The organism is Kaistia sp. SLG-1 (assembly GCF_059699055.1).
This window is the reverse complement of the sequence record NZ_AP048544.1, coordinates 3550382-3575649: the sequence shown is the minus strand read 5'-3', so window position 1 is coordinate 3575649 and position 25268 is coordinate 3550382. Positions and strand designations below refer to the sequence as shown.

The following is a 25268-nucleotide window of genomic DNA, read 5'->3' as shown; positions in this document are numbered from 1 at the left end:
CTCGATCCTACCCGTCGTGGCCGTAGGGCGGGGCGGGGATGGCCTGGTGGGCGGCGCGCAGCGCCGCGGACCAGTGCGAGCGCAGGTCGGCGAAATAGGCGTCGCTGTCGTCGATGCGGTGCGAGACCGCGAGCTTCAGCTCGCCCCGGCGGATGACGGCGATGTCGATCGGCATGCCGACGCCGAGATTGGAGCGCAGCGTCGAATCCATCGAGATGAGCCCGAGCTTCAGCGCTTCGGATGTGTCGGTGTCGCCCGTCACCGCGCGGTCGAGGATCGGCTTGCCGTATTTGTGCTCGCCGATCTGCAGATAGGGGGTGTCGGTCGTCGCCTCGATGAAATTGCCGGCCGAGTAGATCATGAACAGGCGCAGCCGCCCGCCCTTGACCTGGCCGCCGAGCAGCATGGTGACGTCGAAGCTCGCGGCCTGCTGCTCCATCGACTTGCCGTGGATGCGGTAGACCTCGCGGATGGCGCGGCCGACGAACTGCGCCACCTTGAACATGGAGGGGATCGTGTAGATCGTCTCGATCTTGCCGGTCTCGGGGTTCTCGAGTCCGTCCGTCAGCACGTTCAGCACGGACTGGCTGACGGCGAGGTTGCCCGCCGTGGCAATCGTGATGACGCGCTCGCCCTCCGTCTGGAAGAGGTGCAGCTTCCGGAACGTCGCGATATTGTCGAGCCCGGCATTGGTGCGGGTGTCGGCCAGCATGACCAAGCCGTCACGCACCAGGATTCCAACGCAATAGGTCATAAACTCTTCGTCCTACCCCGCCCCGGGCGGAGTTTTAGAAGACTGAGTTTGAGGCGCAAGTGAAAATACGGCGCCCCTCTCTCTTTGCGCACGAGCCTCGGTGACGCGGATCGAGATCGCGGGCGCTTCGGCGCCGGCGCCATAGGCCATGCCGCGCACCGGCGCGGCGCCGATGCCGTCGAGGCCGATGGCGAGCCGCACATGGGTATCGACCGGGCAGAGATTCAACGACGCGTCGAAGCCGATCCAGCCGACGCCGTCGACATGCACCTCGGCCCAGCCATGCTCGGCGGTGGCCGGCGCCTCCGTGTCGGGCCGGAACAGATAGCCGCTGGCATAGCGGGCGGGGATGCCGAGATGGCGCGCCGCGGCGATCATCACATGCGCCGTGGCGCGGGCGTCGCCGCGGCCGGCGGCGAAGGTCGCCTTGGCGCTCGCATCCGTGCCGTCGCCGCCCGGCAGGATCTTTTCGTGCACGCCCGCCATCAGCGCGTGCAGGCGGGCCAGCGGATCGGCCGGGGCCGCCGCCGTGACGTCCTCGGCGAAGGCGCGGATGGCGGCGTCGGGCGTCGTCAGCGGGGTGACGCGCAGGAAGACGCCGACGGGAAAGCGTTCCTTCTGGCCGCGCACCATGCCGGCCATGTCATGCGTCTCGACATCGCCGAGCGCGGTGATGGTGAGCCCGTCGAGCCGCCCCTCCGTGGTGAAGGAGTGGACGCGGTTGCCGAACGGGTCGGTCGCCGGGTCGAGCCGGCAGTCATGGTCGACCTCGATGCGCCAGTTGACGACGAACTGGCCGTCATGGCCGCGCGGCGTCAGCCGCAGGGTCTGGATCGCGCCGGTCGCCGGCGGATCGAAGCGGTAGGCGGTTTCGTGGACGATGCGGAGGCGCATGAGGCGGTCCCGTCAGGCGAGGTACTGATCAGTGATCGCCTGGCCGAGGCGTGCGTTCTCACCGATGAACTCGGTCAGGAACTCGTGCAGGCCATCGCGGAAGACATCGTCGATGGTGGCGTTCTGCAGCCGGTTGCGGGTCGAGCGGGCGACGCGCTGCGCCAGTCCCTGCCGGCCATAGGCGAGCGACAGTTCGTCCAGGAAGGCGCAGATATTGTCGTAGCAGGAGGCGAGCGAGCGCGGCAGCTGGTCGTTCAGCACCAGGAGATCGGCCACCAGCCACGGCTTCAGGCTCTCGCGATAGACCCAGTGATAGGCGGTGTTGGCCGAGACCGAGCGCAGGATCGACGACCACTGGAAATAATCGAGGCCGCCGCCGACGCTCTCCTGCGCCGGGAGCAGCAGGTGGTATTTCACGTCGAGGATGCGCGCGGTGTTGTCGGCCCGCTCGATGAACGAGCCGAGGCTCGAGAAGAAATAGACGTCGTTGCGGATCATCGTCCGGTAGGCCGAGCCGTCGAAGCGCAGCGAGGCTTCCTTCACATAGATCAGGAAGGCGTTGAGCTTCATGCGGTCGCGGGCGGCGCCGTCGAAATCGCGCAGGCCCAGCCAGGCGCCGTTGATCGCCTCCCACATTTCCGAGGTCAGCGCCGTGCGGACGGTGCGGGCGTTGACGCGGGCCCGCTCCAGGCAGGAGCGGATGGAGGAGGGGTTCTCCGGCGAGAAGGCCAGGAAATCGATGATGTTCTCGGCCGTCGGCTCGCGGTTCAGCGATTGGAACAGGCCAAGCGCGCCGGTGGCGGCGACGGCCGATTCCCATTCATTGGAGCCGCCGGCATAGGCGATCGGCATGGCGGCGAGACGGTTGGCGGCGTCGATGATGCGGGCGGTGTTCTCGGCGCGCTCGACATAGCGGGCGAGCCAGAACAGATTGTCGGCGGTACGGCTCAGCACGGAAGAAAACTCCGGGAATCGGGACGGTCAGGCATCGAGCACCCAGGTATCCTTGGTGCCGCCGCCCTGGCTCGAATTCACCACCAGCGATCCCTCCTTGAGGGCGACGCGGGTGAGCCCGCCGGGCACGATGCGGACCTTGTCGCGGCCCGAAAGCACGAAGGGGCGCAGGTCGACATGGCGCGGCGCGATGCCGGAATCGACGAAGGTCGGCGAGGTCGAGAGCGCCAGCGTCGGCTGGGCGATGAAATCGTCCGGATTGGCGCGGAGCTTGGCGCCGAACTCTTCTCGCGTCTTGCGGTCCGAGGCCGGGCCGATCAGCATGCCGTAGCCGCCGGAGCCTGCGACTTCCTTCACCACCAGGCTGTCGAGATTGTCGAGCACGTATTTGAGCGAGTCCGCCTCGCGGCAGCGCCAGGTCGGCACGTTCTTCAAAATCGGCTCCTCGCCGAGATAGAAGCGCACGATCTCCGGCATGTAGGAATAGACCGCCTTGTCGTCGGCGACGCCGGTGCCGACGGCGTTCGACAGCGTGATGTTGCCGGCGCGATAGGCGTTCATCAGCCCCGGCACGCCGAGGATCGAATCCGGCCGGAAGGTCAGGGGATCGAGGAAATCGTCGTCGAGGCGGCGATAGAGCACGTCGACGCGCTTCGGGCCCTCGGTGGTGCGCATGTAGACGACATTGTCGCGCACCAGCAGGTCACGGCCCTCGACCAGCTCGATGCCGAGCTTGTCGGCGAGGAACGAGTGCTCGTAGAAGGCCGAGTTGAACGGGCCCGGCGTCAGCAGCGCCACCGTCGGATCGCCCGATGCCGAGCGCGGCGCGACGGACTTCAACGTCGCCAGCAGCGCGTCCGGGTAGTTCTCGACCGGGGCGATGCGGTGTTCCGCGAACAGATCCGGGAACAGCTTCATCATCACTTCCCGGTTCTCCAGCATGTAGGAGACCCCGGACGGCGTGCGGGCATTGTCCTCCAGCACGTAGAAGGTGTCGGGATCGACGCGGACGATGTCGATGCCGGCGATCATGACGTAGATGTCGTGGGCGAGCTTCAGCCCCGCCATCTCGGGCCGGTAGTAGGGGTTCTGGTAGATGAGATCCTCCGGCACGACGCCGGCCTTCAGGATCTCGCCCTTGGAGTAGATATCGGCGAGGAAGGCGTTCAGCGCCTTGACCCGCTGCTCCAGCCCCTTCGAGAGCTTGGTCCATTCCGGCGCGGTGATGATGCGCGGAATGATGTCGAACGGGATGATCCGTTCCTCGCCGTCATTGTCGCCATAGACGGCAAAGGTGATGCCGATGCGGCGGAAGAGCAGCTCGGCTTCGGCGCGCCGGGTGGATAGGAGGTCCGGCGGGGTCGAGTCCAGCCAGCGTTTGAGGATCTCGTAGCCTGGCCGGCAGCTTTCGCTGCTCGCGCTCATCTCGTCGAAGGCAACGACCATCTGCGCGCCATCCTCCTCTGTTTGCTCCTTCCGAACCGCAAGCTCCGTGCCAACCGGAGATCAGGCCCGGTTGCCGGTACACCCGCAGCGTTGGAGTGCGGGAACCATTGCATATGAGCCGGGCATTCTTGGCTAGTGGCAATCGGCCGAATTCGGACGAACGGCGCGTTTCGGCGCGAAAGTCGGCAATTGCCTGAAAAACGGACAGTCCGGCCGCTGTCTTTCCCGGCACGCGGCCGGTGAGGGCGCAGGCATCCCGGCTCGGGAACGCTGGCCGCCTCCGCGCGTTTTCCAGCATCTCGTGTCGAAGCGAAGCCATCGGGTCTCCGATCTCTCTCGATCACGCAGTCGCCCATTTGAGGGATGCCGAATTGCGACCGCCTTTGCCCGCGCGACGCCTCGGGCGGGGCATGCTTGCGTTCGGCCCGCCGCCAGATCAGAGGCGGCCGCGCGGTCAGGCGAGCCGGAGTCTCAGGCGCGGGAGGTTCGAGGACGTTCAAAGGAAAGTGCCATGCAGAAGATCACCCCCTTTCTCTGGTTCGACAATCAGGTCGAAGAAGCCATCATTTTCTACGTTTCCATCTTCAAGAACGCCAAGGTCGGCAAGGTGGCGCGCTATGGCGAAGCCGGCCCCGGTCCCAAGGGCAGCGTCATGACCGCGTCCTTCTCGCTGGAGGGGCTCGAGTTCACGGCGCTCAATGGCGGCCCCCATTTCAAGTTCAACGAGGCGATCTCCTTCGTGGTGACCTGCGAGAGCCAGGCCGAGATCGACGAGCTCTGGGAGCGGCTGTCGGAGAGCGGCGGCGCCACCAGCCGCTGCGGCTGGCTCAAGGACAAGTTCGGCGTCTCCTGGCAGGTGGTGCCCAGCATCCTGGTCCCCATGCTGACCGACCCGGACGCGAAGAAATCGCAGCGGGTCATGGAAACGCTTCTCGACATGACGAAGATCGACATCCAGGCGCTCAGGCAGGCTTATGAAGGCGAGCTCGCCTGAGCCGCTTCCGCAATGGCCTCTCCGCTGTGGCGCCGGGACCGGATCTGCCTTAGCTTGCCGCCCCGGCGGCAGCGCCGTGGCACGGTTCAGGAATGATCGGAAGAGATGATGCAGTATCGTCGTTTGGGGAAATCCGGGCTCAAGGTCAGCGAGCTGTCCCTCGGTTCGTGGGTGACGTTCGGCAAGCAGGTCGACGAGCGCGACGCGCTCGACATCATGGCGCTCGCCTATGAGCGAGGCATCAATTTCTTCGACAATGCCGAGGGCTACGAGGCCGGCGTCTCCGAGGCGCTGATGGGCGAGGCGCTGGCCAAGCTCGCCTGGAGCCGCGACAGCTACATCGTCTCCAGCAAGGTGTTCTGGGGTGGCGACAAGCCGACCCAGCGCGGGCTCTCGCGCAAGCACGTCACCGAGGCCTGCCATGCGGCGCTGAAGCGGCTGAAGGTCGATTATCTCGATCTCTATTTCTGCCACCGCCCCGACATCGACACGCCGATCGAGGAGACGGTGCGGGCGATGCACGACCTCGTGCAGCAGGGCAAGGTGCTCTACTGGGGCACGTCGGAATGGTCGGCGCAGCAGCTGACCGAGGCCTGGGCGGTCGCCAAGGATCTTCGCATCACGCCGCCGACCATGGAGCAGCCGCAGTACAATCTGTTCGAGCGCGACAAGGTCGAGGGCGACTACCGCCCGCTCTACGATCTGATGGGGCTCGGCACGACGATCTGGTCGCCGCTCGCCTCCGGCATCCTCACCGGCAAGTACAACAAGGGCATTCCCGCCGGCAGCCGCCTCGACCTGCCGGGCTATGAATGGCTGAAGGAGCTCTGGCAGAGCGAGAGGGGCCGCCAGCGCATCGCACAGGTGGAAAAGCTCGCCGAGGTCGCGGAAGAGATCGGCCTGCCGATCCACCACATGGCGCTGCTCTGGTGCCTCGCCAATCCGAACGTCTCGACCGTCATCCTCGGCGCGTCGAGGAAGGCGCAGCTGGAAGACAACCTCTCGGCGCTCGAAAGCCGCGACAGGCTGACCGCCGACGTGCTGGAAAAGATCGACGCCATCCTCGGCAACAAGCCCGCCGCCCCGCAGCGGTTCTAGTCAACCTTCTTTCGAGCTGTGTTGCAAAGCTCGATCATCATCCTGAGGTGCCCGGCGAAGCCGGGCCTCGAAGGAGGGTCCAGGGAGCGCTCCCTGGACCCTCCTTCGAGGCTTCGCTGACGCGAAGCACCTCAGGATGATGACGGGGCCAGTCGATCGGTCTGAAAAGCCCGGACGCCGCACCGCCGGGCCGATTGCGCGGTCCGGCGGTGCACGCTAAAGCGTGCGCATGACCCACGCACCCGTCACCGTCCGCTTCGCGCCGTCGCCGACCGGCTATCTCCATATCGGCAATGCGCGCCCCGCCTTGCTCAACTGGCTGTTCGCGCTGAAGGCCGGCGGGCAGTTCATCCTGCGGCTGGACGATACCGATCGGGAGCGCTCGAAAGAGGAATATGCCGAGGCGATCCGGCGGGATCTCGCCTGGCTCGGCATCACGCCGCACCGCTTCGAGCGCCAGTCGCTCCGGACCGATTCCTATGACGCGGCGGTGGCGCGGCTGAAGCAAGCCGGCCGGCTCTATGCCTGCTACGAGACGGCGGAAGAGCTCGATCGCAAGCGCAAGCGCCAGCAGGCGCGCGGCCTGCCGCCGGTCTATGACCGGACCGGTCTGAGGCTGACCGACGCCGACAGGGCCAAGCTGGAAGCGGAAGGCCGCAAGCCGCATTGGCGCTTCAAGCTCGACGAGAGCGTCGGTCACGTCACCTGGGACGATCTGGTGCGCGGACCGCAGACCGTCGACATCGGCTCGCTCTCCGATCCCGTGCTGGTGCGCGAGGACGGCACCTATCTCTACACGCTGCCCTCGGTCGTCGACGACGCCGACATGGGCGTGACCCACATCATCCGCGGCGACGACCACGTCACCAATACCGGCGTGCAGCTGCAGCTGTTCGAGGCGCTCGGCGCCCCGGCGCCGGTGTTCGGCCATCACAACACGCTGACGACCTCGACGGGCGAGGGGCTCTCGAAGCGGACCGGCGCGCTGTCGCTCGGCTCGCTGCGCGAGGAGGGCTACGAGCCGATGGCGGTGAATTCGCTGGCGGTTCTGATCGGCACCTCGGCCGCCGTCGAGCCGGTCGTCGACCTGCCGACGCTCGCCGGCATGGTCGATCTCTCCATGGTGTCGAAGGCGCCGGCGAAGTTCGACCCCGCCGATCTCGACGGCCTCAACGCCAAGCTGCTGCACGCCAAGCCTTATGCCGAAGTCGCGGAGCGGCTGCAGGCGCTGGGTGTTTCCGGCGGCGAGGATTTCTGGAACGCGGTGCGCGGCAATCTCGTCCGCCTCAAGGACGCGGTCGAATGGTGGCAGGTGGTCACCGGTCCGGTCGCGCCGCACGTGGCCGTCGATGCCGACGAGGCGGCGTTCTTCGCCGAGGCGCGCAAGGTTCTGCCGGACGGGATTTTCGACGGCCAGAGCTGGAAGGTCTGGACCGACGCGGTCAAGGCGGCGACCGGGCGCAAGGGCCGGGCGCTGTTCATGCCGCTCCGCCAGGTGCTGACCGGTCTCGATCACGGCCCGGAGCTGGCGGCGCTGCTGCCGCTGATCGGCCGCGACGAGGCGGTGGCGCGCCTCGAAGCCGTGGCGACGCCCGCCGGCTGATGCTGCCTTTGACCTCTCCCTGAGGGAGACCTTCGCGCAGCACCGCCTTCATCGTGCTGATCGGATTTGCCACCCTCCGCCGTCATCCCGGCGAAGGCCGGGATCCAGACACACCGGCCCGTGGCCGATATAGGCTGGGCCAAGCTTTCTAGGGCGGTGTTCATGGGCCCCGGTCTTCGCCGGGGCGACGGTGCCCTGCCCATGGTCCAGAGCTGTCGGTCCGGCCTCTCTCTTGAGGTAAGAGGCCGGACCTGCCTGAGCGATTGAGCTTACAGGAAGCCGCGCGCCAGGGCCGGAGCGGCGCTCGGGCTTGCCGGGAGCTGCGGCAGCAGCAGGGCGTTGACGACGTGGTACACGTCGGGACGGCCCGGCCAGACCGTGCCGGCTTCGGTCAGGTCGGCGGCGAGCTGGTGCTTCCAGGTGCCGCGTTCGGCCTCGACGAAATGCTCGGCCGCATGGTCCCAGAGCTTGCGGTACCAGTACTCGTAGAGCGGCTCCTCGGTGACGGTGCCGAGCAGCGCCGCCGCCGCGATGCCCTCGCAGAGCGCCCAGTGCATGCGCACTTCGGTGACGACGTTGCCGTCGAAATCGGTGGTGTAGACGAAGCCGTCATGGCCATCGACGGCCCAGCCATACTGGATCGCGTGGTTGAAGAGGGCGATCGACGCCTCGCGCAGCCATGCCGGCGGATTTTCCAGCGACGCCTCGACATGCAGCAGCAGGCGCGACCATTCCAGCCAATGGCCGACCGTCGAGCCATAGGGGCGGAACGGATGGGCGCGGTCGTCGGTGTTGTACTCCGGCACCGGCTTCCAGCTGGTGTCGAAATGCTCCGGCAGGAACCAGTTGTGCTCGCGCGCCGCGCCGTTGATCAGCCGGTCGGCCATCGACAGCGCCCGCTGGTACCAGGCCGGATCGCCCGACGTGTCGCCGGCGGCGAGGCAGGCCTCGACCAGGTGCATGTTGGAATTGGCGCCGCGATAATCCTCGGAATCGGAGAAGTCGTCCGCGAAGGATTCGCGCGACATGCCGGCTTCCTCGTCCCAGAAGTACTTCAGGAACACCGCCTCGGCCTTGTCGAACAGCTCGCGCCCGCGCGGGCGTCCCGCCTCGGTCGCCGACGAGCCGGCGAGCAGCACGAAGGCATGGCCATAGGCCTCCTTGCGGCCGGGAAGCGGACCGCCGGCCGGGCTCAGCGCCGAGAACCAGCCGTCGTTCACCTTGTCGTGGAAGATGCCGAGCAGCGCCTCGATGCCGTGGTCGACCAGCGGGCCGGTGCCGGGGATGCCGCGCAGATGCGCCAGCGCCGCGACATGGGTCTTGCGGCAGGTGAGATAGAGCTCGCGCGGGCGCGTCAGGTCGCTGGTGCCGTCCTCGAGCAGATAGCCGAAGCCGCCGGCCTCGAGCTTCGCGCCGTTCAGGAAGCGGATCAGGCGGTTGAACTGATCGTCCAGCCAGTCGCAGTGGGACGGCAGCCCGAGCCAGGGCGGTGTGGCGGTCGATGTCATGGTGTTCCTGCTCCCGTAGGTCCAGGCCGATCCCCGCCATGCCGGCGGCCGGGTCGGATGGACGTGTTCATTGCGCCTTGCCGCCGCCTTCGATCCTCGATCGGCGGCGGCCCGGCCGATCGCGTCGGACCGGCGGCGGCTAGTTGAACACTGAGTCGATCGGGCCGTCCACCATGTGCGACGGCCCGGCGAAAGCTACTGTGCGTAGAAGTAGGAAGGGCCGACGCGGCGGGTCACGCCGGCGCTGCGGGGCGGGCTCGAAAGCCCTGCGACCGGCGTCTCCACGCTGGCCGTGCCGAGGTCGTCCGGCGCGAGCTGGCCGGCGCGGTTGGCGAGCGTTTCCGGATCCTCCCCGAGGAAGGGCGCGGCGCCGGGGACGGGCGGCATGGCCTCTTCGGCCGGGGTGGTGGCGAGGCTCGCCGGGCTGTAGCCGCCGTTCAGCGCCTGCAGCGAGGTCGGGCTGCCGCAGGTGCAGCTCGGGTTGAAGCTGGTCCGGTAGCTGAACGCCGTCGACAGCGCGCTATAGGGCGTCTCGTCGGTGACGGAGCGGGCGTCGGTGCTGTTCTGGCCGGGGTTGCGATGCGCATAGAGGGCGACGTCGGTGCCCGGGCACATCTGGCGGCAGGTCGCCTCGTCGGTGGCGAAATTCGAGCGGCGCGTCGCGAAGCTGATCGGGAAGTAATAGCCGTCGCAGGTGCGCACGCAGAGGGTGCGATAGTTGCCGCCGCCGAAGCCGCGCTCGTTCCCCGCGCTCTCGGTGCCGCGGCCGGGATCGCGCGCCGGGACACGCGCGATGTCGCCCTGCTGCGGCTGCACGTAGACGCGGTTGTCGGGATTGAACAGCCGTTCGAAGAAGTTGCGCGGGCGCTGGCCGGCATTGACGTAACTGGCGTATTGCGGGCCGCAATCGTTCTGGCCGAGCAGCCGCAGGATGTCGGCGCGCTGGCGGCCGGACGCGGCCGGATCGGCGCCACGGCTCGCCTGTTCGGCCCTGTCGATGCGGGCCTGGATCGAATCGATGCGCTTCAGCAGAGACGCGCATTGCGGGGCGGGATTGGCGGACTTGAACTGCAGGAAGCCGCCCTTGCAGCCGGCCCGGCGCGCTTCGCTGTTGGCGGCGTTCAGCTCGGCGCGGGCGCGGCCGAGATTCGCCTGCTGGCTGGCGGCGCGGTTGGCGCCGGCGTTCTGGCTGCGCTGGAGCGACGCCAGCTGGCTTTCGAGCCGCGTGCAGACGCTCGACGCGGCTTCCGCGATTCCAACCCCAGCGGCGAGGATCATCGCCGTCATCACGATACGCGAAAGCACTGTGTCGATACCCATTGAAGCGGCCCTTACCGCGCTGCCATCAATCCATTTGGTCCGCTGCCCAAACGGCAGACCGAGATAGCACGAATGGCAGGCAGGGTCATCCACGCAGGTTGTTGTAAGGGCCGGAATCGCAACCGGAATGGCCCCCGCGCCGCCGGGACGATGGCTGATATCAAGATGTTTGAATGGCAATGGCCGGCATCTTGTGACTAGGTGGCCCGCTGAAAATATGGGCAATGCCCGTCGAGTCGCACGAAAAGAGCCTGCATCATGACCGCGCGCGAATTGGACCAGACCGGGGAAACGCATCGGCCCTGGCTGACCGAGATCCGGGCCACGATCCTCCTGTCGGTCCCGCTGATTCTGACCAATCTGGCGCAGACGGTGATCACCGCGACCGATGTCGTCATCCTGGGCTGGGTCGGCGCCGATCATCTCGCGGCGGTGGCGCTCGCGACCAATCTCTATTTCGCCTTCCTGATCTTCGGCATCGGCCTGGTGTCGGCGGTGGCGCCGATCGTGGCGCGCGAGCGCGGGCGCAACCGCCATTCCGTGCGCGAGGTTCGCCGCACCGTGCGGCAGGGGCTCTGGGCGGCCGTCGCCATTTCGATCCCGTTCTGGATCGTGCTCTGGCACACCGAGGAGCTACTGCTTTGGCTCGGCCAGGAGCCGGAGCTCGCCAGGCTCGCCGCCGCCAACATGCGCGGCCTGCAATGGGCGATGCTGCCGTTCCTCTGGTACAACGTGCTGCGCTCGTTCATCGCCGCGCTGGAGCGGCCGTTCCTGTCGCTGGTCGTCGGCCTGTTCGGCGTCGTCTTCAACGCGCTGATCGTCTGGGCGCTGGTTTTCGGCCATTTCGGCCTGCCGGCGCTCGACATGTTCGGCGCGGGAATCGGCAGCACCCTGTCGGCCAGCATGATGTTCCTCGGCATGGCACTGGTCTGCACGCTTGACCGGCAATTCCGGCGCTATCACGTCTTCGGCCGCTTCTGGCGCGCCGACTGGGCGCGCTTCCGCGCCCTTTGGCGGCTCGGCCTGCCGATGGCGGTGGCGATCGCGCTGGAGGTCACCGTCTTCAACGCCGCCGTGTTCCTGATGGGCTTGATCAGCGCCTCCGCCGTGGCGGCGCACGCCATCGCCATCCAGATCGCCTCGCTCTGCTTCATGGTGCCGCTCGGCTTTGCGCAGGCTGTCACCGTCCGGGTCGGCATCGCCTATGGCGCCGGCGACGCCGCCGCGATCCGCCGCGCCGGCTGGACGCCGTTCATCCTCGGCGTCGGCTTCATGGGCTGTACGGCGCTGATGATGTTCGCGATGCCGACGACGCTGATCGGCGTCTTCCTCGATGCCACCGATCCACGCAACGCCGAGGTGATCGCGCTCGCGGTTTCCTTCCTCGGCATCGCGGCGCTGTTCCAGGTCTTCGACGGCGCGCAGGCGATCGCCGGCGGCATGCTGCGCGGCCTGCACGATACGCGTGTGCCGATGATCTACGCGGCGATCGGCTTCTGGGGCGTCGGCCTCAGCCTTTCCGTCCTGCTCGGCTTCTGGGCCAAGATGGGCGGCATCGGCATCTGGATCGGCCTCGCGACGGGCCTGGCCGCCGTATCGGTCATGCTGCTGGCGCGGTGGTTGCGGCGCGAGCGGCTCGGTCTGATGCGGGGCGGCGCGGCGTCGATCGTGGCGCCGAGCCCGGTGCATTGATCGGGCGGGGAGGGCGCGGGTCTCGCGGCGGGGCCGAGCGTTCCTATATGGAGCGCAGAGCTTTCCAACGGAGAATGCCATGCGCTTCGCACTCGCCGCCCTGACGGTCGTCTTCGCCCTTGCCGGAGTGGCGCCGGCGATGGCCGACGATCCCGAGCTGATCTTCAAGGAATCGACGACCTTCAAATGGGTGACGCCGAACGACAAGATCGCGACCTACGCCATCGATGATCCGGAGGTCGATGGCGTCGCCTGCTATTTCGCGGCGGCCGAACGGGGCGGCGTCGCCGGCATGTTCGGCGTGGCGGAGGAGACGTCGGACGTCTCGCTCGCCTGTCGCCAGGTCGGGCCGATCCAGTTCAAGAACAAGATCAAGCAGGGCGACGAGATGTTCAACCAGCGCCGCTCGATCTGGTTCAAGAAGATGCGCATCTCGCGCGGCTGCGATCCCAAGCGCAACGTCCTCGTCTATCTCGTCTATTCGGACAAGCTGGTCGACGGCAGCCCGAAAAACTCAATCTCCAGCGTCCCGATCATGCCCTGGGGCGACCAGCCGGCGGTCAAATGCGGTGACTACCTCCGCTAGGCTATAGCCGCTTCCGGCGGTTTCCGGCGTCGTTCTGCCCGACAAGCCTTGCCGGAAGCCGCGCGAGGCTCTAACCGGGTGTTCAGTATTCTACTCGGAGCTTTTTCGCATGAACGCCATCGTCCGCCAGCCCGATCCCAAGAAGCTGATCAAAGGCGCGACCGGGGACTGGGAAATCGTGATCGGCATGGAGGTGCATGCCCAGGTCCTGTCGAATTCGAAGCTGTTCTCCGGCGCTTCGACCGAATTCGGCGGCGCGCCCAACTCCCATGTCAGCCTGGTCGACGCGGCCATGCCGGGCATGCTGCCCGTGATCAACGAGGAATGCGTGGCGCAGGCGGTGCGCACCGGCCTCGGGCTCAACGCGCAGATCAACAATTACAGCGTGTTCGACCGGAAGAACTATTTCTATCCGGACCTGCCGCAGGGCTACCAGATCTCGCAGTTCAAGCAGCCGATCGTGGGCGAGGGCGAGATCGTTATCGACCTGGAGGGCGGCGAGAGCGTGACGGTCGGCATCGAGCGCCTGCATCTGGAGCAGGACGCCGGCAAGTCGCTGCACGACCAGCACCCGACCATGAGCTTCGTCGACCTGAACCGTTCGGGCGTGGCGCTGATGGAGATCGTCTCGAAGCCGGACCTGCGCTCCGCCGACGAGGCGAAGGCGTATCTGACCAAGCTCCGCACCATCGTGCGCTATCTCGGCACCTGCGACGGCAACATGGACGAAGGCTCGATGCGCGCCGACGTCAACGTCTCGGTCCGCCGTCCCGGCGAGCCGCTCGGCACGCGCTGCGAGATCAAGAACGTCAACTCGATCCGCTTCGTCGGCCAGGCGGTCGACTACGAAGCGCGCCGCCAGGTCGGCATCCTCGAGGACGGCGGCTCGATCCACCAGGAAACCCGCCTGTTCGATGCCAACAAGGGCGAGACGCGGTCGATGCGCTCGAAGGAAGAGGCGCATGACTATCGCTATTTCCCCGATCCCGACCTGCTGCCGCTGGAGCTGGAGCAGGCCTGGGTCGACGGGCTGAAGGCGGAGCTGCCGGAACTTCCCGACGCCAAGAAGGCGCGCTTCGTCGAGGCGCTCGGCCTCTCGGCCTATGACGCCGGCGTGCTGGTGCTCGAGCGCGACACGGCCGACTATTTCGAAGTCGTCGCCAAGGGCCGCGACGCCAAGACGGCTGCCAACTGGGTAACGCAGGAACTCGCCGCCCGGCTGAACAAGGACGGCAAGGACATCGCGTCCAGCCCGGTCTCGGCCGCGCAGCTCGGCGCGATCGTCGATCTGATCGGCGACGGCACGATCTCCGGCAAGATCGCCAAGGACCTGTTCGAGATCGTCTGGAACGAGGGCGGCGATCCGCGCGAGGTCGTCGAGGCGCGCGGCCTGAAGCAGGTCACCGACACCGGCGCGATCGAGAAGGTCGTCGACGACATCATCGCCGCCAACCCGGAGAAGGTCGAGCAGGCGAAGGCCAAGCCGACGCTCGCCGGCTGGTTCGTCGGCCAGATCATGAAGGCCTCGGGCGGCAAGGCCAACCCGCAGGTCGTCAACGAGATCCTCAAGAAGAAGCTCGGGATCGAGTAGGCCGGATAGCCTGCTGACCGATTGAATTCCGCGGTATGGTCGCCCTTCCGGGAAATTCGAGAGGGCGATCATGACGAGGATGGTTCGGAAGATACCTGCGAGCGCTACCGGGGCAACCGCGCTGGGGGCGCTCGCGATCGGCGCGGCAGCGATCGGCGCGATCGCCTTCGGGGCCATGGCGATCGGCCGCCTGCGGATCCTGGAAGCCCGCATCGACCGGCTGGCCGTCGGACGTCTGACGGTCGAGCATCTCGAGGTTCGCGATCGGGAGCGCTGATCGACCGGGCTCCTGCTGGGCGGCTACAACGTCGCTTGCAAGTCTTGTATGGAAGCCTTGCCTTGGCGGCGCGCTGAACCCAATTATGGGGGCGCGTCCTGTCGCTCGCCGATCGGTGATCGATTCAGCCCCAGCCAAAGTCAAAGGTTTCTCATGTCCGTGAAGCAGACACAGCCGATCGAGCTGCACTACTGGCCGACCCCGAACGGCAAGAAGATCACGATCTTCCTGGAGGAGCTGGGCCTCCCCTACACGCTGAAGTTCGTCAACATCGGCAAGGGCGACCAGTTCGAGCCGGAGTTCCTGAAGATCTCCCCGAACAACAAGATGCCGGCGATCGTCGATCCGGAGGGTCCCGACGGCAAGCCGATCTCGGTGTTCGAATCGGGCGCCATCCTGCTCTATCTCGGCCGCAAGTTCGGCCAGCTCTACCCGACCGCCGACGAGCGCGCCCGGGTCGAGGTCGAGGAATGGCTGATGTGGCAGATGGCCGGCTTTGGCCCGATGCTCGGCCAGCGCAACCACTTCTCCGAATATGCGCCGGAGCGCATTCCCTACGCCACCAAGCGCTACCAGGACGAGACGCATCGCCTCTATGGCGTGCTCGACCGTCGCCTGGCCGGGCGCGACTATGTCGCCGGCGAGTATTCGATCGCCGACATCGCGATCTTCGGCTGGGCGGCCGGCTGGGAATCGCAGCGCTTCGACACCTCGGAATTCCCCAACGTCAAGAAATGGATCGATCGGATGAATGCCCGTCCGGCCGTCCAGCGCGGCATGGCGGTCAAGGCGCCGGTCGCCCCGGTCAGCCTCGCCGACGACAAGGAAGCGCAGAAGATCCTGTTCAACCAGCGGGCCCGCTGACCGGCGGGTTCCCTCGGTTTCTCCGGCTTTGAAGCGTCGCGGCCCGCCCTTGGCGGGCCGCATTCGTTTTGATCCGATGCGGGCGATGACGATGCCGGGCGACGTTCTCCCGCCCGCTTCCGCAACCGGCAGGTAGCGCCGGACGCTCAAACATACTATGATAAGCGAAATCCGCCGGCATGCCGTGGCATGCCGCATTTCGTTGATGCCTGTGAATTCGGAAAGGGGCCCGATGCGAGGTACCCAGGACAAGACGCGGCCGCTGCGCGGACCCGGAAGAGACCGGACCGGCAGCCTGTCGGACCATGTGGCGGCCGAACTCGGCCGGCGCATCGTCTCCGGCGTCTACAATCCCGGCGATACCCTGCCGACGGAGCCGATGGTGCAGGAGGAGTTCGGCGTTTCCCGCACGGCCGTCCGCGAGGCCGTCCGCCTGCTGTCGGCCAAGGGGCTGACCGTCTCGCGCCCGAAGATCGGCACCAAGGTGCGGCCGCGCGTCGACTGGAACATGCTCGATCCCGACGTGCTCAGCTGGCAGATCGACCAGCGGCCGAGCGACGAATTCATCCATTCCCTGTTCGAGATGCGCGAGATCATCGAGCCGGCCGCCGCCTCGCGCGCGGCCGAGCGGGCGACGCCGGAAGAGATCGAGAAGCTCGCCAAGGCGCTCGACGGCATCAAGAACCGCGACCGCGGCAGCGCCGACCAGATCCGCGCCGATCTCGCCTTTCACATGACGGTGCTCGAGGCCTCGCACAACCCGATGATCCGCTCGGTCGGCGGCCTGATCGAATCCGGGCTGATCATCAGCTTCTCGCTGGGCTGGCGCACGGTGATGGGCGACGACGCGGTGGTGCAGCATCGCGACGTCTACGAGGCGATCCGCGACCGCAACCCCGACGAGGCCTTCCTCGCCATGCGCCGCCTGCTGCGCAACGCCAAGGGCAATGTCTTCGATTCTATCTGGGTCGGCCGCAACGCCGACGCCGAGGGCGAGACGAGCCTGCGCTAGTTCAAAACAATTCAGACTTCAAAAATCGGCCGCGGCGAAAGCGCAGACGGCCCTTCGGCACGACAGGAGAGAAACGATGAGACTGATGCAGATCCAGACCGAAGCCGGCGCGCGCGCCGTCATCGCCACGGTGCCGAACGGCGCCGGCGAGCGGTCCTATATCGTGCCGGGCTACGCCACCGTCTACGAGATCGCCAAGGCCGCGATCGCCGCCAGGTCTGGCATCGAGGCGATCGTCGAGGCGGCTTCCGTCGGCGAGACCGAGGAAGTCGACCGCGCGGCCCTGCTGGCATCCGGCCGCGTGCTCGCGCCGATCGATCATGAGGATCCGGCGCATCTCCTGATCACCGGCACGGGCCTGACGCATCTCGGTTCCGCTTCGGCGCGCGACGCCATGCACAAGACGCCGGACGAGGACGAGGTCCTCACCGATTCGATGAAGATGTTCCGCATGGGCCTCGAGAACGGCAAGCCGGCCGAGGGAGAGAAGGGCGTGCAGCCGGAGTGGTTCTACAAGGGCGATGGCGCGCTGCTCGTCGGCCCTGGCCAGCCGCTGACGGCGCCCTCTTTCGCGCAGGACGGCGGCGAGGAGCCGGAGGTCGCCGGCATCTACATCGTCGGCGATGACGGCCAGCCCTACCGGATCGGCTTCACCATGGCGAACGAGTTCTCCGACCACATCATGGAGCGCGTGAACTATCTCTATCTCGCCCATTCCAAGCTGCGGCCGTGCTCGATCGGGCCGGAGCTCCTCGTCGGCGCGCTGCCGGACGACGTCCGAGGCCGCTCGAAGATCCATCGCGACGGCAAGGTGATCTTCGACGAGCCGTTCCTGTCGGGCGAGGCGAACATGTCCCACACGCTCGCCAATCTGGAATACCACCACTTCAAGTACGACTTCTTCCGCCGCCCGGGCCAGGTGCATGTGCATACCTACGGCACGGCGACGCTCTCCGTGGCGTTCGGCGTCAAGACCGAGCCCGGCGACGTGTTCGACATCCAGTCCGACACCTTCGGCCTGCCGCTCACCAACCCGCTCGCTTTTGCCGAGGAAGAGAAGGTCTCTGTCATCCAGCTTTGAGGGTTGGCCAGAGGAGGCTGGCGGGATAAAAGGACGGGACTCTCCGAACCTCGGTTCCCGCCCCCTTTCGGCTCGGCTCCGGCCGGCCCATATCCGTCCCACGACGTTCAAGGATCATCTGATGAGCACACTGCACAAGAACTATATTGGCGGCGAATGGGTCGGCGGCACCGCGCGTCCCAACATCAATCCGTCCAACACGAACGAAGTGGTCGGTGAATTCGCGCAGGCGACGGCGGAAGACGCCAAGGCCGCGATCGACGCCGCCGCCGATGCGTTCAAGACCTGGTCGGTCTCGGGCATCCAGCAGCGCCACGACATCCTGAAGGCGACCGGCGACGAGATCCTCGCCCGCAAGGAAGAGATCGGCCGCCTGCTGTCGCGCGAGGAAGGCAAGACCCTTCCCGAGGGTATCGGCGAGACCATCCGCGCCGCGCAGATCTTCCACTTCTTCGCCGGCGAGACGCTGCGTCTCTCGGGCGAGCTGGTGCCAAGCGTGCGCCCGGGCATCGACGTCTCGATCACCCGCGAGCCGGTCGGCGTCGTCGGCCTGATCACGCCGTGGAACTTCCCGATCGCCATTCCGGCCTGGAAGATCGCCCCGGCCATCGCCTACGGCAACACCGTCGTGCTGAAGCCGGCTGATCTCGTTCCGGGCTGCGCCTGGACGATCGTCGACATCCTCGTCCGCAACGGCCTGCCCAAGGGCGTCATCAACCTGGTCATGGGCCGTGGTTCGGTCGTCGGCCAGGCGATCCTCGAATCGTCGAAGGTCAACGCCGTCTCGTTCACCGGCTCCGTCGGCACCGGCAAGAAGGTCGCCGAGGCGTCGATCGCCGTGATGCGCAAGTTCCAGCTCGAGATGGGCGGCAAGAACCCGACCATCGTGCTCGATGACGCCGACCTCAAGGTCGCCGTCGAGACGACCGCCAACAGCGCTTTCTTCTCGACCGGCCAGCGTTGCACCGCCTCGTCGCGCCTGATCGTCACCGAAAAGATCCACGACCAGTATGTCGAGGCGCTCGCCGCCCGCATGAAGGACCTGGTCGTCGACGACGCCGTCAAGCAGGGCACGCATGTCGGCCCGGTCGTCGACCAGTCGCAGCTCGACCAGGACCTGCGCTACATCCAGATCGCCAAGGACGAAGGCGGCACGCTCGCCTATGGCGGCGAACGGATCGAGCGCGAGAACCCGGGCTTCTTCCTGCAGCCGGCGCTGTTCACCAACACCACGGCGGACATGCGCATCAACAAGGAAGAGGTCTTCGGCCCGGTCGCCAGCGTGATCAAGGTCAAGGACTACGAAGAGGCTCTCGCGGTCGCCAACGACACGCCGTTCGGCCTCGCCTCGGGCATCGTCACCACCAGCCTCAAGCACGCTTCGCACTTCAAGCGTCATGCCGAGGCCGGCATGGTCATGGTCAACCTGCCGACGGCAGGCGTCGACTACCACGTGCCGTTCGGCGGCCGGAAGGGTTCGAGCTACGGCCCGCGCGAGCAGGGCAAGTACGCGGTCGAGTTCTTCACCACCGTCAAGACGGCCTACACGCAACCCTGATCGGCTGTCGTCATCGAGTTCGGAACGGGCGCCTTCGGGCGCCCGTTTTCGTTTCGGCTCCCCGGAGCGGAGCAGGGCGCGCGGAACCGTGATTTGACATGCAGGTATTTACCTGCATATTTGTCTCCGAAGCGAGAGAGACCGATGCACGCGGACGACGTTTTCAAGGCGCTGGGCGACCCGACCCGCAGGAAGCTGCTCGATCTTCTCTACGAGCAGAACGGGCAGACGCTCGGCCAGCTCTGCGAGCATCTGGACATGACCCGGCAGTCCGCGACCCAGCATCTCGGCATCCTCGAGACCGCCAATCTGGTGAGCACGGTCCGGCGCGGCCGGGAGAAGCTGCATTTCATCAATCCCGTGCCGCTGCACGAGGTCTACGAACGCTGGGTGCGCAAGTTCGAACGGCAGCGGCTCAGCCTGCTGCATGATCTGAAGCAGGAACTCGAAGGAGAATAGCCATGGCCAAGGATAAGACGAGCTTCGTCTATGTGACCTACGTCCTCTCGACGCCGGAGAAGGTGTTCGAGGCGATCACCAAGCCGGAAGTCGCGCGGCGCTACTGGGGCCACGAGAATGTTTCCGACTGGAAACCCGGTTCGGACTGGCAGCATGTCCGCACCAATGACGAGCGGCGGGTCGACCTCGTCGGCAAGGTGCTCGAGATCTCGCCGCCGAGCCGGCTGGTGATCTCCTGGGCGGACCCGTCGGAGGCGGAGAATCCCGCGAGCTACAGCCGGGTGACCTTCGCCATCGACCCCTATGACGACATGGTCCGGCTGACCGTCACCCATGACGATCTCGAGGCCGGCAGCGGCATGGAGAAGGGCATCACGCATGGCTGGCCGATCGTGCTCTCCAGCCTGAAATCGTTGCTGGAGACCGGCCGGGGCATCGACGTCTTCGCCAAGCCGAAAGCGGCCTGATCCGGCAACCCTGCTCCGGGAGGACCAGCATGACCGAGTCCTATAGCGGCGGGTGCGCCTGCGGCGCCATCCGCTACGAGACGACGAGCAAGCCCATCGTCGAGCTCCACTGCCAGTGTCGCGAATGCCAGAGACGGAGCGGCACGGGGCACAGCTCCTATCTGACCTTCGCGCTGCGGTCCGAGATGACCATCACCGGCGAAGTGAAGGAGTGGCAGGTCGCGGGCGAGAGCGGCAACATGAAGTCGCATGCCTTCTGCCCGAACTGCGGCGCGCCGGTCTACCTGACCTTCGCCGCGATGCCGGAGCTGATCGCCGTCCACGCCACCAGCCTCGACGACCCGGCCCGCTTCCGCCCGCAATTCGTCACCTACAGCATCCGCGGCTACGCCTGGGACACGCTCGACCCGGCGTTGCGGCGGTTCGATCGCATGCCGGCGGGGTAGGGGGCGGACGAGCGGCCTTTGCTCATTCGGTCCAGCGGACATGCGGCGCTCGATTTCCATCATCCTGAGGTGCCCGAGCGCAGCTCGGGCCTCGAAGGACGCACGGACGAGGGGCAATCTGTCGATTGCACGGCCTTTGTGCGTGCTTCGAGACGGCCCTGCGGGCCTCCTCAGCATGATGAGGATGGTGTTTTTGCGGAGGACTCCTGAGAGAGGCGATGCGTCCTTCCAGAAGGCTCGCGGTCAAGCGCTCCGTCCAGCTGGCTTTGTGCGGCGGATGGATGGATCCCTGCTTTCGCAGGGATGACGGGGAGCGTGGGTCGGCGGGCGGGTTTCACCCCTCGGGGAGAGGTGAAGAGGGCGTCATGCCTCAATGCAGATCGACCGCGCCACCTCCCGATCAGATCGCCGGCCGGTCGAGGACCAGGATGTCCTCGCGGGTGAAATTCACCGTCACCGGCTGGCCGCGCTCGGGCGGGGCGCTGTGCGGGCGGTTGAAGGTGTCGAGCGAGACGACATTGTCGCCGAAGCGGACGCGGATGCGGACGACCGAGCCGAGGAAATGCACCTCGTCGATGGTGCCGGTCAGGTTGTTGCTGCCGCCATTGGCGTAGCCGATCGAGAGCGCCTCGGGGCGCAGCGCCACGGCGAGCGCGTCGCCGGCGCTGGCGCCGCCGAGTCCGGTCGAGGTGACGATCTCCTGCTCGTCGATGGCGACGCGGCCGCTGGTCGAATCCAGCACCTTGCCGGCGAGGATGTTGAGCGTGCCGACGAACGAGGCGACGAAGCGCGTCTTCGGATAGTTGTAGATCTCGAAGGGCGTGCCGAGCTGCTCGATATTGCCCTCGTTGATGACGCAGATGCGATCCGACATGGAAAGCGCTTCTTCCTGGTCATGCGTCACGAAGATGGTCGTGATGCCGAGCGCGCGCTGCACGGCGCGGATTTCCTCGCGCAGCGAAATGCGGATCTTGGCGTCGAGCGCGGAGAGCGGCTCGTCGAGCAGCAGGATCTGCGGCTTGACGGCGAGGGCGCGGGCGAGCGCGACGCGCTGCTGCTGGCCGCCGGAGAGCTGATAGGGGTAGCGGTCGCCAAGCTGCGGCAGCTTGATCAGCTCCAGCATCTCCTTCACCCGCGCCGCGATCTCGGCCGAGGACTTCTTCGCCACCTTGAGGCCGAAGGCGATGTTGTCGGCGACGCTCATGTTTGGGAACAGGGCATAGGCCTGGAACACCATGCCGATATGGCGCTGGTTGGGACGCAGATGGGTGACGTCCTTGCCGTCGATCCGGATCGAGCCGCTCGTGACGCTCTCGAAGCCCGCGATCATGCGCAGGATCGTGGTCTTGCCGCAGCCGCTCGGGCCCAGCAGGGTCAGGAACTCGCCCCGCTCAACGGCCAGGTCGACGCCCTTGACCGTGGTCTGGGCGCCGAATGTCTTGACCAGTTTATCGATCGTCAGGAATGCCATGGTCGCTTCCTTGGAAACTCGTTCAACGGCGTGTGGTCTGCTGACCCATGGCCGCGAATAGATTGATCAGGCCCATGCAGGCCCAGGTGATGGCGAAGGCGATGATGGCGAGCGCCGCCGGCTCATAGGCGCGATTGGCGCCGATCCGCTGCAGATACGGACCAAAGGCCGGGCGGTTCAGCAGGCTTGCCATGGTGAATTCGCCGATGACGATGGCAAAGGTCAGGAACGCGCCGGACAGCACCGCGACGCGCACATTGGGCAGGATCACCGTCAGCAGGATGCGCGGCCACGAACTTCCCAGGCTCTGGGCCGCTTCCGTCAGCGTGCGCACGTCGATCGCGCGAAGCCCGGTATCGACCGAGCGATACATGTAGGGCAAAGAGAGCGTGACATAGCTGAAGGTCAACAGGAGATCCGTTCCGCGCGCACTGGAGGTTAGGGGCAGCCAGGACGAGGAATTGTACATCCGAAGATAGCCGAACACGATGACGATCGCCGGGATCACCAGCGGCAGCAGGGTCAGGAACTCGATCAACGGCCGGATGCGCGGCAGCTTCAACTGCACGACATAGGCGGTCGGCACGCAGAGCGCGATGCCGACAAAGATGGTGCAGACCGCGATGACAGCCGAATAGCCGAAGCTCTGCTGGAAATACGGATCCGCCAGAACGATGCGATAGGCCTCGAACGAATAGCGCCCGCGCTCCATGCGCAGCGAGAACTCGAACGTCGCGACCAGCGGAACGAGAAAATAGACCGCGCCGAAGATGACGCCGAGCCAGGGGAAGAAACGGGACTCTTTCATCGGATCCACCGCCCGGTGCGCGAGCTCAGCCAGATATAGATGCCGTTGGAGATGCCGGTGATCAGGATCATGCCCAGCGCCAGCGCATAGCCGAGATTGGGGTCATGCAGCACGTCGCCGCGGATCTGTGCGTAAAGCAGGATGGTGATGATGTTGAGCGACGAACCGGTCAGCGCATAGGCCGTCGCGATCGCGCCGAACGAATTGGCGAACAGCAGCATGAAGGCGCCGAGCAGGCTCGGCCACAGCACCGGCAGCGCGATCATGCGCCAGTATTGCCAGGTCGAGGCGCCGAGGATCGCCGAGGCCTCGCGCCATTCGCGCTTCAGCCCGTCCAGCGCCGGCGTCAGGATCAGGACCATCAGCGGGATCTGGAAGTAGAGATAGGTGATCGTCAGCCCGGTGAAGCTCAGCAGGTTGAAGCCGTAGCGGTAGATGTTGATGCCGAAGACGTTGAACAGCAGCGCCGTGACCAGGCCGGTGCGGCCGAGCGTGGCCAGGAAGGCGAAGGCGAGCGGCACGCCGGCGAATTGCGAGGCGACGCCGGAAAAGGTCATCAGCATCGGCCGCACCCAGCGCGGCAGCTTGCCGAGCACGATGGCCAGCGCAAGCCCGAAACCGAGCAGGGAGCCAAGGAAGGCCGAGGTCGCGCTGATCGAGATACTGAGCCGATAGGCCTTGATGATGGTGGGCTGGTTCAGATTGGCGATGTTCTGCAGCGTGAAGCTGCCGTCCGGCGTCTGGAAGGCGCCGATGACCAGATAGCCCGCCGGCAGAATCAGGAACATCAGCGCAAAGATCAGGAACGGCACGACCCCGAGCCAGGTCAGCGGCATGGCGCGCGGCTTCACATGAGGGATGTCGGCTGTCGTTTGCGCCATTGGCTACCTTCGGTGACCGAACGTTGCGGAATGCAGGATGCGGGCCCGCCCGGCCGGAGGCAAGGGCATGGCCGAATTAGTCGGGTCCCGCAAGCGCGGCGAGGGCGAGACGCCCGAAGCCGGCACAGCAGGAAAGGGGAGCCCGGCCGGAGCCGGACGCCCTGTGGGTCTGCGGGTATCGAGCCGGCCGCCTGTGGCCGCCGGCTCGAACCGTTCGCTTGCGCGAACCTCGCGCTTACTTGGCGACTTCGGCGCCGACGACCGAGTCCCACTGCTTCGAGATCACTTCCTTGGAAGCGTTCTGCTGTTCGACGGTCGGGAACACGGCCTTGGCATAGGCCTCGGCCGGCGGCAGCTTGGCCAGCAGGTCGGCCGGGATCTTGCCGTTCTTGGCGAGGTCGTCGAAGCGGATCGGATGGCAATAGCCCTTGAGCCAGCCGATCTGGCCTTCGTCGGAGTAGAGGTATTCCATCCACAGCTTGGCGGCGTTCGGATGCGGCGCGAAGGCGCTGATCGCCTGGACGTAGACGCCGGCGACGACGCCGGTCTTCGGCACCACGACCTCGGCGGCCGGGTTGCCCTTGAGAATGTCGCGCCAGGAAAGGGCGTTGTAGTCCCAGGCGATGATCACCGGGGTGGAGCCCTGCGCCAGCGAGGCCGACTTGCCGATGACGGGGACGAAATTGCCCTTCTTGTTCAGCTCGGCGAAGAACTTCAGGCCTTCCTCGCCCGCCTTGGCGATATCGCCCTTGTCGCCGGAGAGGCCGGCGGCGAACACGCCCTGGATCGCCTGGTTGGCGACGCGCGGATCACCGGCGAGCGCCACCGAATTGGCGAGGTCGTCGGCGAGCAGGTCGGACCAGTCGCGCGGCACGTTCTTGACGATGTCGGTGTTCACCAGGAACGACAGCACGCCGTAATAGTCGCCGTACCAGTAGCCGTCGGCGTCCTTGGCGCTGTCCGGGATCGTGTCCCAGGTCGAGACCTTGTAGGGCTGCAGCAGGCCTTCGGCCTTCGCGGACGGGCCGAAGGAGAGGCCGACGTCGATGACGTCGGGCGCCTGCGGGCCGGTGTTGCCCTTGTTCGCCTTGATCGCCTCGATCTCGTCGCCCGAGCCGGCGTCGGGGTTCAGTTCGTTGACGGCGATGCCGTACTTGGCCTTGAAGCCTTCGATGATCTCGCCATAGCCGCACCAGTCATGCGGCAGCGCGATCGTCGTCAGCTGGCCTTCCTTCTTCGCCGCCGCGACCAGCTCGTCGAGGTTCTGGCCGAAGGCAACGCCCGTCGTTGCGCAGATCGCGAGTGCGGAAACCGACATCCGCATCCAGTTCGTCGTCATGCTTGTTCTCCCCTCGGCGTATCACCGCCCATTTGCCCCGGCGCGGCCCCCTGGCCGGCCAGATGATAAGCCGTCTATTTCAAACGCTATCATGCAAGTTTGAAGCTTCGATGTCGCCCGTGATCGAGGCGCGGCGCGGCGGATGTTGCCATCCACAGTTGTTCC

At 66.3% G+C, this 25268-nt stretch carries 24 protein-coding genes; 14 read left to right on the top strand and 10 right to left on the bottom strand.

The genetic code is table 11. The features are described from left to right. Nucleotides 1-7 precede the first annotated feature (7 nt). Genes AC6HZP_RS16385 through AC6HZP_RS16370 form a run of 4 tightly spaced genes read right to left on the bottom strand, consistent with a single transcriptional unit; the run spans nucleotide 8 to nucleotide 4048 of the window. The gene (locus AC6HZP_RS16385; protein WP_497523706.1) at nucleotides 8-754 is read right to left on the bottom strand and encodes a proteasome-type protease; all 747 of its coding nucleotides are present in this window, start codon (nucleotides 752-754) and stop codon (nucleotides 8-10) included. A 12-nt stretch (nucleotides 755-766) separates the two neighbouring features. Then, nucleotides 767-1648 (bottom strand): transglutaminase family protein, encoded by an 882-nt coding sequence (locus AC6HZP_RS16380; protein WP_497523705.1) that lies wholly within the window; start codon nucleotides 1646-1648, stop codon nucleotides 767-769. Between the two features lie 12 nt (nucleotides 1649-1660). Then, complete coding sequence (locus AC6HZP_RS16375) at nucleotides 1661-2602, bottom strand: alpha-E domain-containing protein (protein WP_201400174.1); 942 nt, start codon at nucleotides 2600-2602, stop codon at nucleotides 1661-1663. A gap of 27 nt (nucleotides 2603-2629) precedes the next feature. Beyond that, nucleotides 2630-4048: a circularly permuted type 2 ATP-grasp protein gene (locus AC6HZP_RS16370; protein WP_201400173.1), complete on the bottom strand. Its 1419-nt coding sequence runs from the start codon at nucleotides 4046-4048 to the stop codon at nucleotides 2630-2632. A 511-nt stretch (nucleotides 4049-4559) separates the two neighbouring features. Between AC6HZP_RS16370 and AC6HZP_RS16365 the strand changes: the two genes are divergently transcribed. The 3 genes from AC6HZP_RS16365 (at nucleotide 4560) to gltX (ending at nucleotide 7743) form a co-directional block, all read left to right on the top strand. Then, nucleotides 4560-5042, top strand: a complete 483-nt coding sequence (locus tag AC6HZP_RS16365) for a VOC family protein (protein WP_201400172.1) — start codon at nucleotides 4560-4562, stop codon at nucleotides 5040-5042. 108 nt (nucleotides 5043-5150) lie between these two features. Next, nucleotides 5151-6140 carry a potassium channel beta subunit family protein gene (locus AC6HZP_RS16360; RefSeq protein ID WP_497526814.1) on the top strand — a complete coding sequence of 330 codons (990 nt, stop codon included), beginning with the start codon at nucleotides 5151-5153 and terminating at the stop codon, nucleotides 6138-6140. Between the two features lie 229 nt (nucleotides 6141-6369). After that, on the top strand, nucleotides 6370-7743 hold the full coding sequence (gene gltX / locus AC6HZP_RS16355) for a glutamate--tRNA ligase (protein WP_497523704.1): 1374 nt from the start codon (nucleotides 6370-6372) through the stop codon (nucleotides 7741-7743). A gap of 269 nt (nucleotides 7744-8012) precedes the next feature. On the opposite strand, the gene AC6HZP_RS16350 is transcribed toward gltX, so the two are convergent. Together AC6HZP_RS16350 and AC6HZP_RS16345 are read right to left on the bottom strand one after the other, a co-directional pair. Beyond that, nucleotides 8013-9251: an AGE family epimerase/isomerase gene (locus AC6HZP_RS16350; RefSeq protein WP_497523703.1), complete on the bottom strand. Its 1239-nt coding sequence runs from the start codon at nucleotides 9249-9251 to the stop codon at nucleotides 8013-8015. 195 nt (nucleotides 9252-9446) lie between these two features. After that, nucleotides 9447-10571 (bottom strand): DUF2865 domain-containing protein, encoded by a 1125-nt coding sequence (locus AC6HZP_RS16345; RefSeq protein WP_497523702.1) that lies wholly within the window; start codon nucleotides 10569-10571, stop codon nucleotides 9447-9449. Nucleotides 10572-10829: 258 nt separating this feature from the next. Here AC6HZP_RS16345 and AC6HZP_RS16340 point away from each other — a divergent pair, with 258 nt between their 5' ends. The 11 genes from AC6HZP_RS16340 (at nucleotide 10830) to AC6HZP_RS16290 (ending at nucleotide 20604) form a co-directional block, all read left to right on the top strand. Then, complete coding sequence (locus AC6HZP_RS16340; RefSeq protein WP_497523701.1) at nucleotides 10830-12263, top strand: MATE family efflux transporter; 1434 nt, start codon at nucleotides 10830-10832, stop codon at nucleotides 12261-12263. Nucleotides 12264-12402: 139 nt separating this feature from the next. Further along, a complete protein-coding gene (locus AC6HZP_RS16335) occupies nucleotides 12403-12849 on the top strand; it encodes a CreA family protein (RefSeq protein WP_371813038.1) in 447 nt (148 codons plus the stop codon). 109 nt (nucleotides 12850-12958) lie between these two features. Then, a complete protein-coding gene (gatB, locus tag AC6HZP_RS16330; protein ID WP_497523700.1) occupies nucleotides 12959-14440 on the top strand; it encodes an Asp-tRNA(Asn)/Glu-tRNA(Gln) amidotransferase subunit GatB in 1482 nt (493 codons plus the stop codon). A 70-nt stretch (nucleotides 14441-14510) separates the two neighbouring features. Further along, nucleotides 14511-14717 carry a hypothetical protein gene (locus tag AC6HZP_RS16325; protein WP_497523699.1) on the top strand — a complete coding sequence of 69 codons (207 nt, stop codon included), beginning with the start codon at nucleotides 14511-14513 and terminating at the stop codon, nucleotides 14715-14717. Between the two features lie 153 nt (nucleotides 14718-14870). Beyond that, nucleotides 14871-15581 (top strand): glutathione S-transferase N-terminal domain-containing protein, encoded by a 711-nt coding sequence (locus tag AC6HZP_RS16320; protein WP_497523698.1) that lies wholly within the window; start codon nucleotides 14871-14873, stop codon nucleotides 15579-15581. Nucleotides 15582-15813: 232 nt separating this feature from the next. Beyond that, entirely contained in the window at nucleotides 15814-16593 is a 780-nt protein-coding gene (locus AC6HZP_RS16315; RefSeq protein ID WP_497523697.1) for a FadR/GntR family transcriptional regulator, read from the top strand. Between the two features lie 76 nt (nucleotides 16594-16669). Further along, on the top strand, nucleotides 16670-17674 hold the full coding sequence (gene araD1 / locus AC6HZP_RS16310) for an AraD1 family protein (RefSeq protein WP_497523696.1): 1005 nt from the start codon (nucleotides 16670-16672) through the stop codon (nucleotides 17672-17674). A gap of 121 nt (nucleotides 17675-17795) precedes the next feature. After that, a complete protein-coding gene (locus AC6HZP_RS16305; protein WP_497523695.1) occupies nucleotides 17796-19232 on the top strand; it encodes an aldehyde dehydrogenase family protein in 1437 nt (478 codons plus the stop codon). Nucleotides 19233-19376: 144 nt separating this feature from the next. Further along, the gene (locus AC6HZP_RS16300) at nucleotides 19377-19691 is read left to right on the top strand and encodes an ArsR/SmtB family transcription factor (RefSeq protein WP_201400159.1); all 315 of its coding nucleotides are present in this window, start codon (nucleotides 19377-19379) and stop codon (nucleotides 19689-19691) included. 2 nt (nucleotides 19692-19693) lie between these two features. Then, nucleotides 19694-20158, top strand: coding sequence for an SRPBCC family protein (locus AC6HZP_RS16295; protein ID WP_497523694.1), 465 nt, complete (start codon nucleotides 19694-19696; stop codon nucleotides 20156-20158). A gap of 29 nt (nucleotides 20159-20187) precedes the next feature. After that, a complete protein-coding gene (locus AC6HZP_RS16290) occupies nucleotides 20188-20604 on the top strand; it encodes a GFA family protein (protein WP_497523693.1) in 417 nt (138 codons plus the stop codon). Between the two features lie 400 nt (nucleotides 20605-21004). On the opposite strand, the gene AC6HZP_RS16285 is transcribed toward AC6HZP_RS16290, so the two are convergent. The 4 genes from AC6HZP_RS16285 to AC6HZP_RS16270 form a co-directional block, all read right to left on the bottom strand. Further along, nucleotides 21005-22075: an ABC transporter ATP-binding protein gene (locus AC6HZP_RS16285; protein WP_497523692.1), complete on the bottom strand. Its 1071-nt coding sequence runs from the start codon at nucleotides 22073-22075 to the stop codon at nucleotides 21005-21007. Between the two features lie 22 nt (nucleotides 22076-22097). Continuing rightward, nucleotides 22098-22883: an ABC transporter permease gene (locus tag AC6HZP_RS16280; RefSeq protein WP_497523691.1), complete on the bottom strand. Its 786-nt coding sequence runs from the start codon at nucleotides 22881-22883 to the stop codon at nucleotides 22098-22100. Next, the gene (locus AC6HZP_RS16275; protein WP_201400154.1) at nucleotides 22880-23764 is read right to left on the bottom strand and encodes an ABC transporter permease; all 885 of its coding nucleotides are present in this window, start codon (nucleotides 23762-23764) and stop codon (nucleotides 22880-22882) included. The genes AC6HZP_RS16280 and AC6HZP_RS16275 overlap by 4 nt, the downstream gene beginning before the upstream one ends. Nucleotides 23765-23999: 235 nt before the next feature. Then, on the bottom strand, nucleotides 24000-25103 hold the full coding sequence (locus AC6HZP_RS16270; protein WP_497523690.1) for an ABC transporter substrate-binding protein: 1104 nt from the start codon (nucleotides 25101-25103) through the stop codon (nucleotides 24000-24002). Nucleotides 25104-25268: the final 165 nt, after the last annotated feature.

What these genes read in the sequence shown, in the direction of transcription:
- AC6HZP_RS16385 (WP_497523706.1), bottom strand. Translation starts at nt 754, where the DNA reads ATGACCTATTGCGTTGGAATCCTGGTGCGTGACGGCTTGGTCATGCTG.
- AC6HZP_RS16380 (WP_497523705.1), bottom strand. Translation starts at nt 1,648, where the DNA reads ATGCGCCTCCGCATCGTCCACGAAACCGCCTACCGCTTCGATCCGCCG.
- AC6HZP_RS16370 (WP_201400173.1), bottom strand. Translation starts at nt 4,048, where the DNA reads ATGGTCGTTGCCTTCGACGAGATGAGCGCGAGCAGCGAAAGCTGCCGG.
- AC6HZP_RS16365 (WP_201400172.1), top strand. Translation starts at nt 4,560, where the DNA reads ATGCAGAAGATCACCCCCTTTCTCTGGTTCGACAATCAGGTCGAAGAA.
- AC6HZP_RS16360 (WP_497526814.1), top strand. Translation starts at nt 5,151, where the DNA reads ATGCAGTATCGTCGTTTGGGGAAATCCGGGCTCAAGGTCAGCGAGCTG.
- gltX (WP_497523704.1), top strand. Translation starts at nt 6,370, where the DNA reads ATGACCCACGCACCCGTCACCGTCCGCTTCGCGCCGTCGCCGACCGGC.
- AC6HZP_RS16350 (WP_497523703.1), bottom strand. Translation starts at nt 9,251, where the DNA reads ATGACATCGACCGCCACACCGCCCTGGCTCGGGCTGCCGTCCCACTGC.
- AC6HZP_RS16345 (WP_497523702.1), bottom strand. Translation starts at nt 10,571, where the DNA reads ATGGGTATCGACACAGTGCTTTCGCGTATCGTGATGACGGCGATGATC.
- AC6HZP_RS16340 (WP_497523701.1), top strand. Translation starts at nt 10,830, where the DNA reads ATGACCGCGCGCGAATTGGACCAGACCGGGGAAACGCATCGGCCCTGG.
- AC6HZP_RS16335 (WP_371813038.1), top strand. Translation starts at nt 12,403, where the DNA reads ATGGCCGACGATCCCGAGCTGATCTTCAAGGAATCGACGACCTTCAAA.
- gatB (WP_497523700.1), top strand. Translation starts at nt 12,959, where the DNA reads ATGAACGCCATCGTCCGCCAGCCCGATCCCAAGAAGCTGATCAAAGGC.
- AC6HZP_RS16325 (WP_497523699.1), top strand. Translation starts at nt 14,511, where the DNA reads ATGACGAGGATGGTTCGGAAGATACCTGCGAGCGCTACCGGGGCAACC.
- AC6HZP_RS16320 (WP_497523698.1), top strand. Translation starts at nt 14,871, where the DNA reads ATGTCCGTGAAGCAGACACAGCCGATCGAGCTGCACTACTGGCCGACC.
- AC6HZP_RS16315 (WP_497523697.1), top strand. Translation starts at nt 15,814, where the DNA reads ATGCGAGGTACCCAGGACAAGACGCGGCCGCTGCGCGGACCCGGAAGA.
- araD1 (WP_497523696.1), top strand. Translation starts at nt 16,670, where the DNA reads ATGAGACTGATGCAGATCCAGACCGAAGCCGGCGCGCGCGCCGTCATC.
- AC6HZP_RS16305 (WP_497523695.1), top strand. Translation starts at nt 17,796, where the DNA reads ATGAGCACACTGCACAAGAACTATATTGGCGGCGAATGGGTCGGCGGC.
- AC6HZP_RS16300 (WP_201400159.1), top strand. Translation starts at nt 19,377, where the DNA reads ATGCACGCGGACGACGTTTTCAAGGCGCTGGGCGACCCGACCCGCAGG.
- AC6HZP_RS16295 (WP_497523694.1), top strand. Translation starts at nt 19,694, where the DNA reads ATGGCCAAGGATAAGACGAGCTTCGTCTATGTGACCTACGTCCTCTCG.
- AC6HZP_RS16290 (WP_497523693.1), top strand. Translation starts at nt 20,188, where the DNA reads ATGACCGAGTCCTATAGCGGCGGGTGCGCCTGCGGCGCCATCCGCTAC.
- AC6HZP_RS16285 (WP_497523692.1), bottom strand. Translation starts at nt 22,075, where the DNA reads ATGGCATTCCTGACGATCGATAAACTGGTCAAGACATTCGGCGCCCAG.
- AC6HZP_RS16280 (WP_497523691.1), bottom strand. Translation starts at nt 22,883, where the DNA reads ATGAAAGAGTCCCGTTTCTTCCCCTGGCTCGGCGTCATCTTCGGCGCG.
- AC6HZP_RS16275 (WP_201400154.1), bottom strand. Translation starts at nt 23,764, where the DNA reads ATGGCGCAAACGACAGCCGACATCCCTCATGTGAAGCCGCGCGCCATG.
- AC6HZP_RS16270 (WP_497523690.1), bottom strand. Translation starts at nt 25,103, where the DNA reads ATGACGACGAACTGGATGCGGATGTCGGTTTCCGCACTCGCGATCTGC.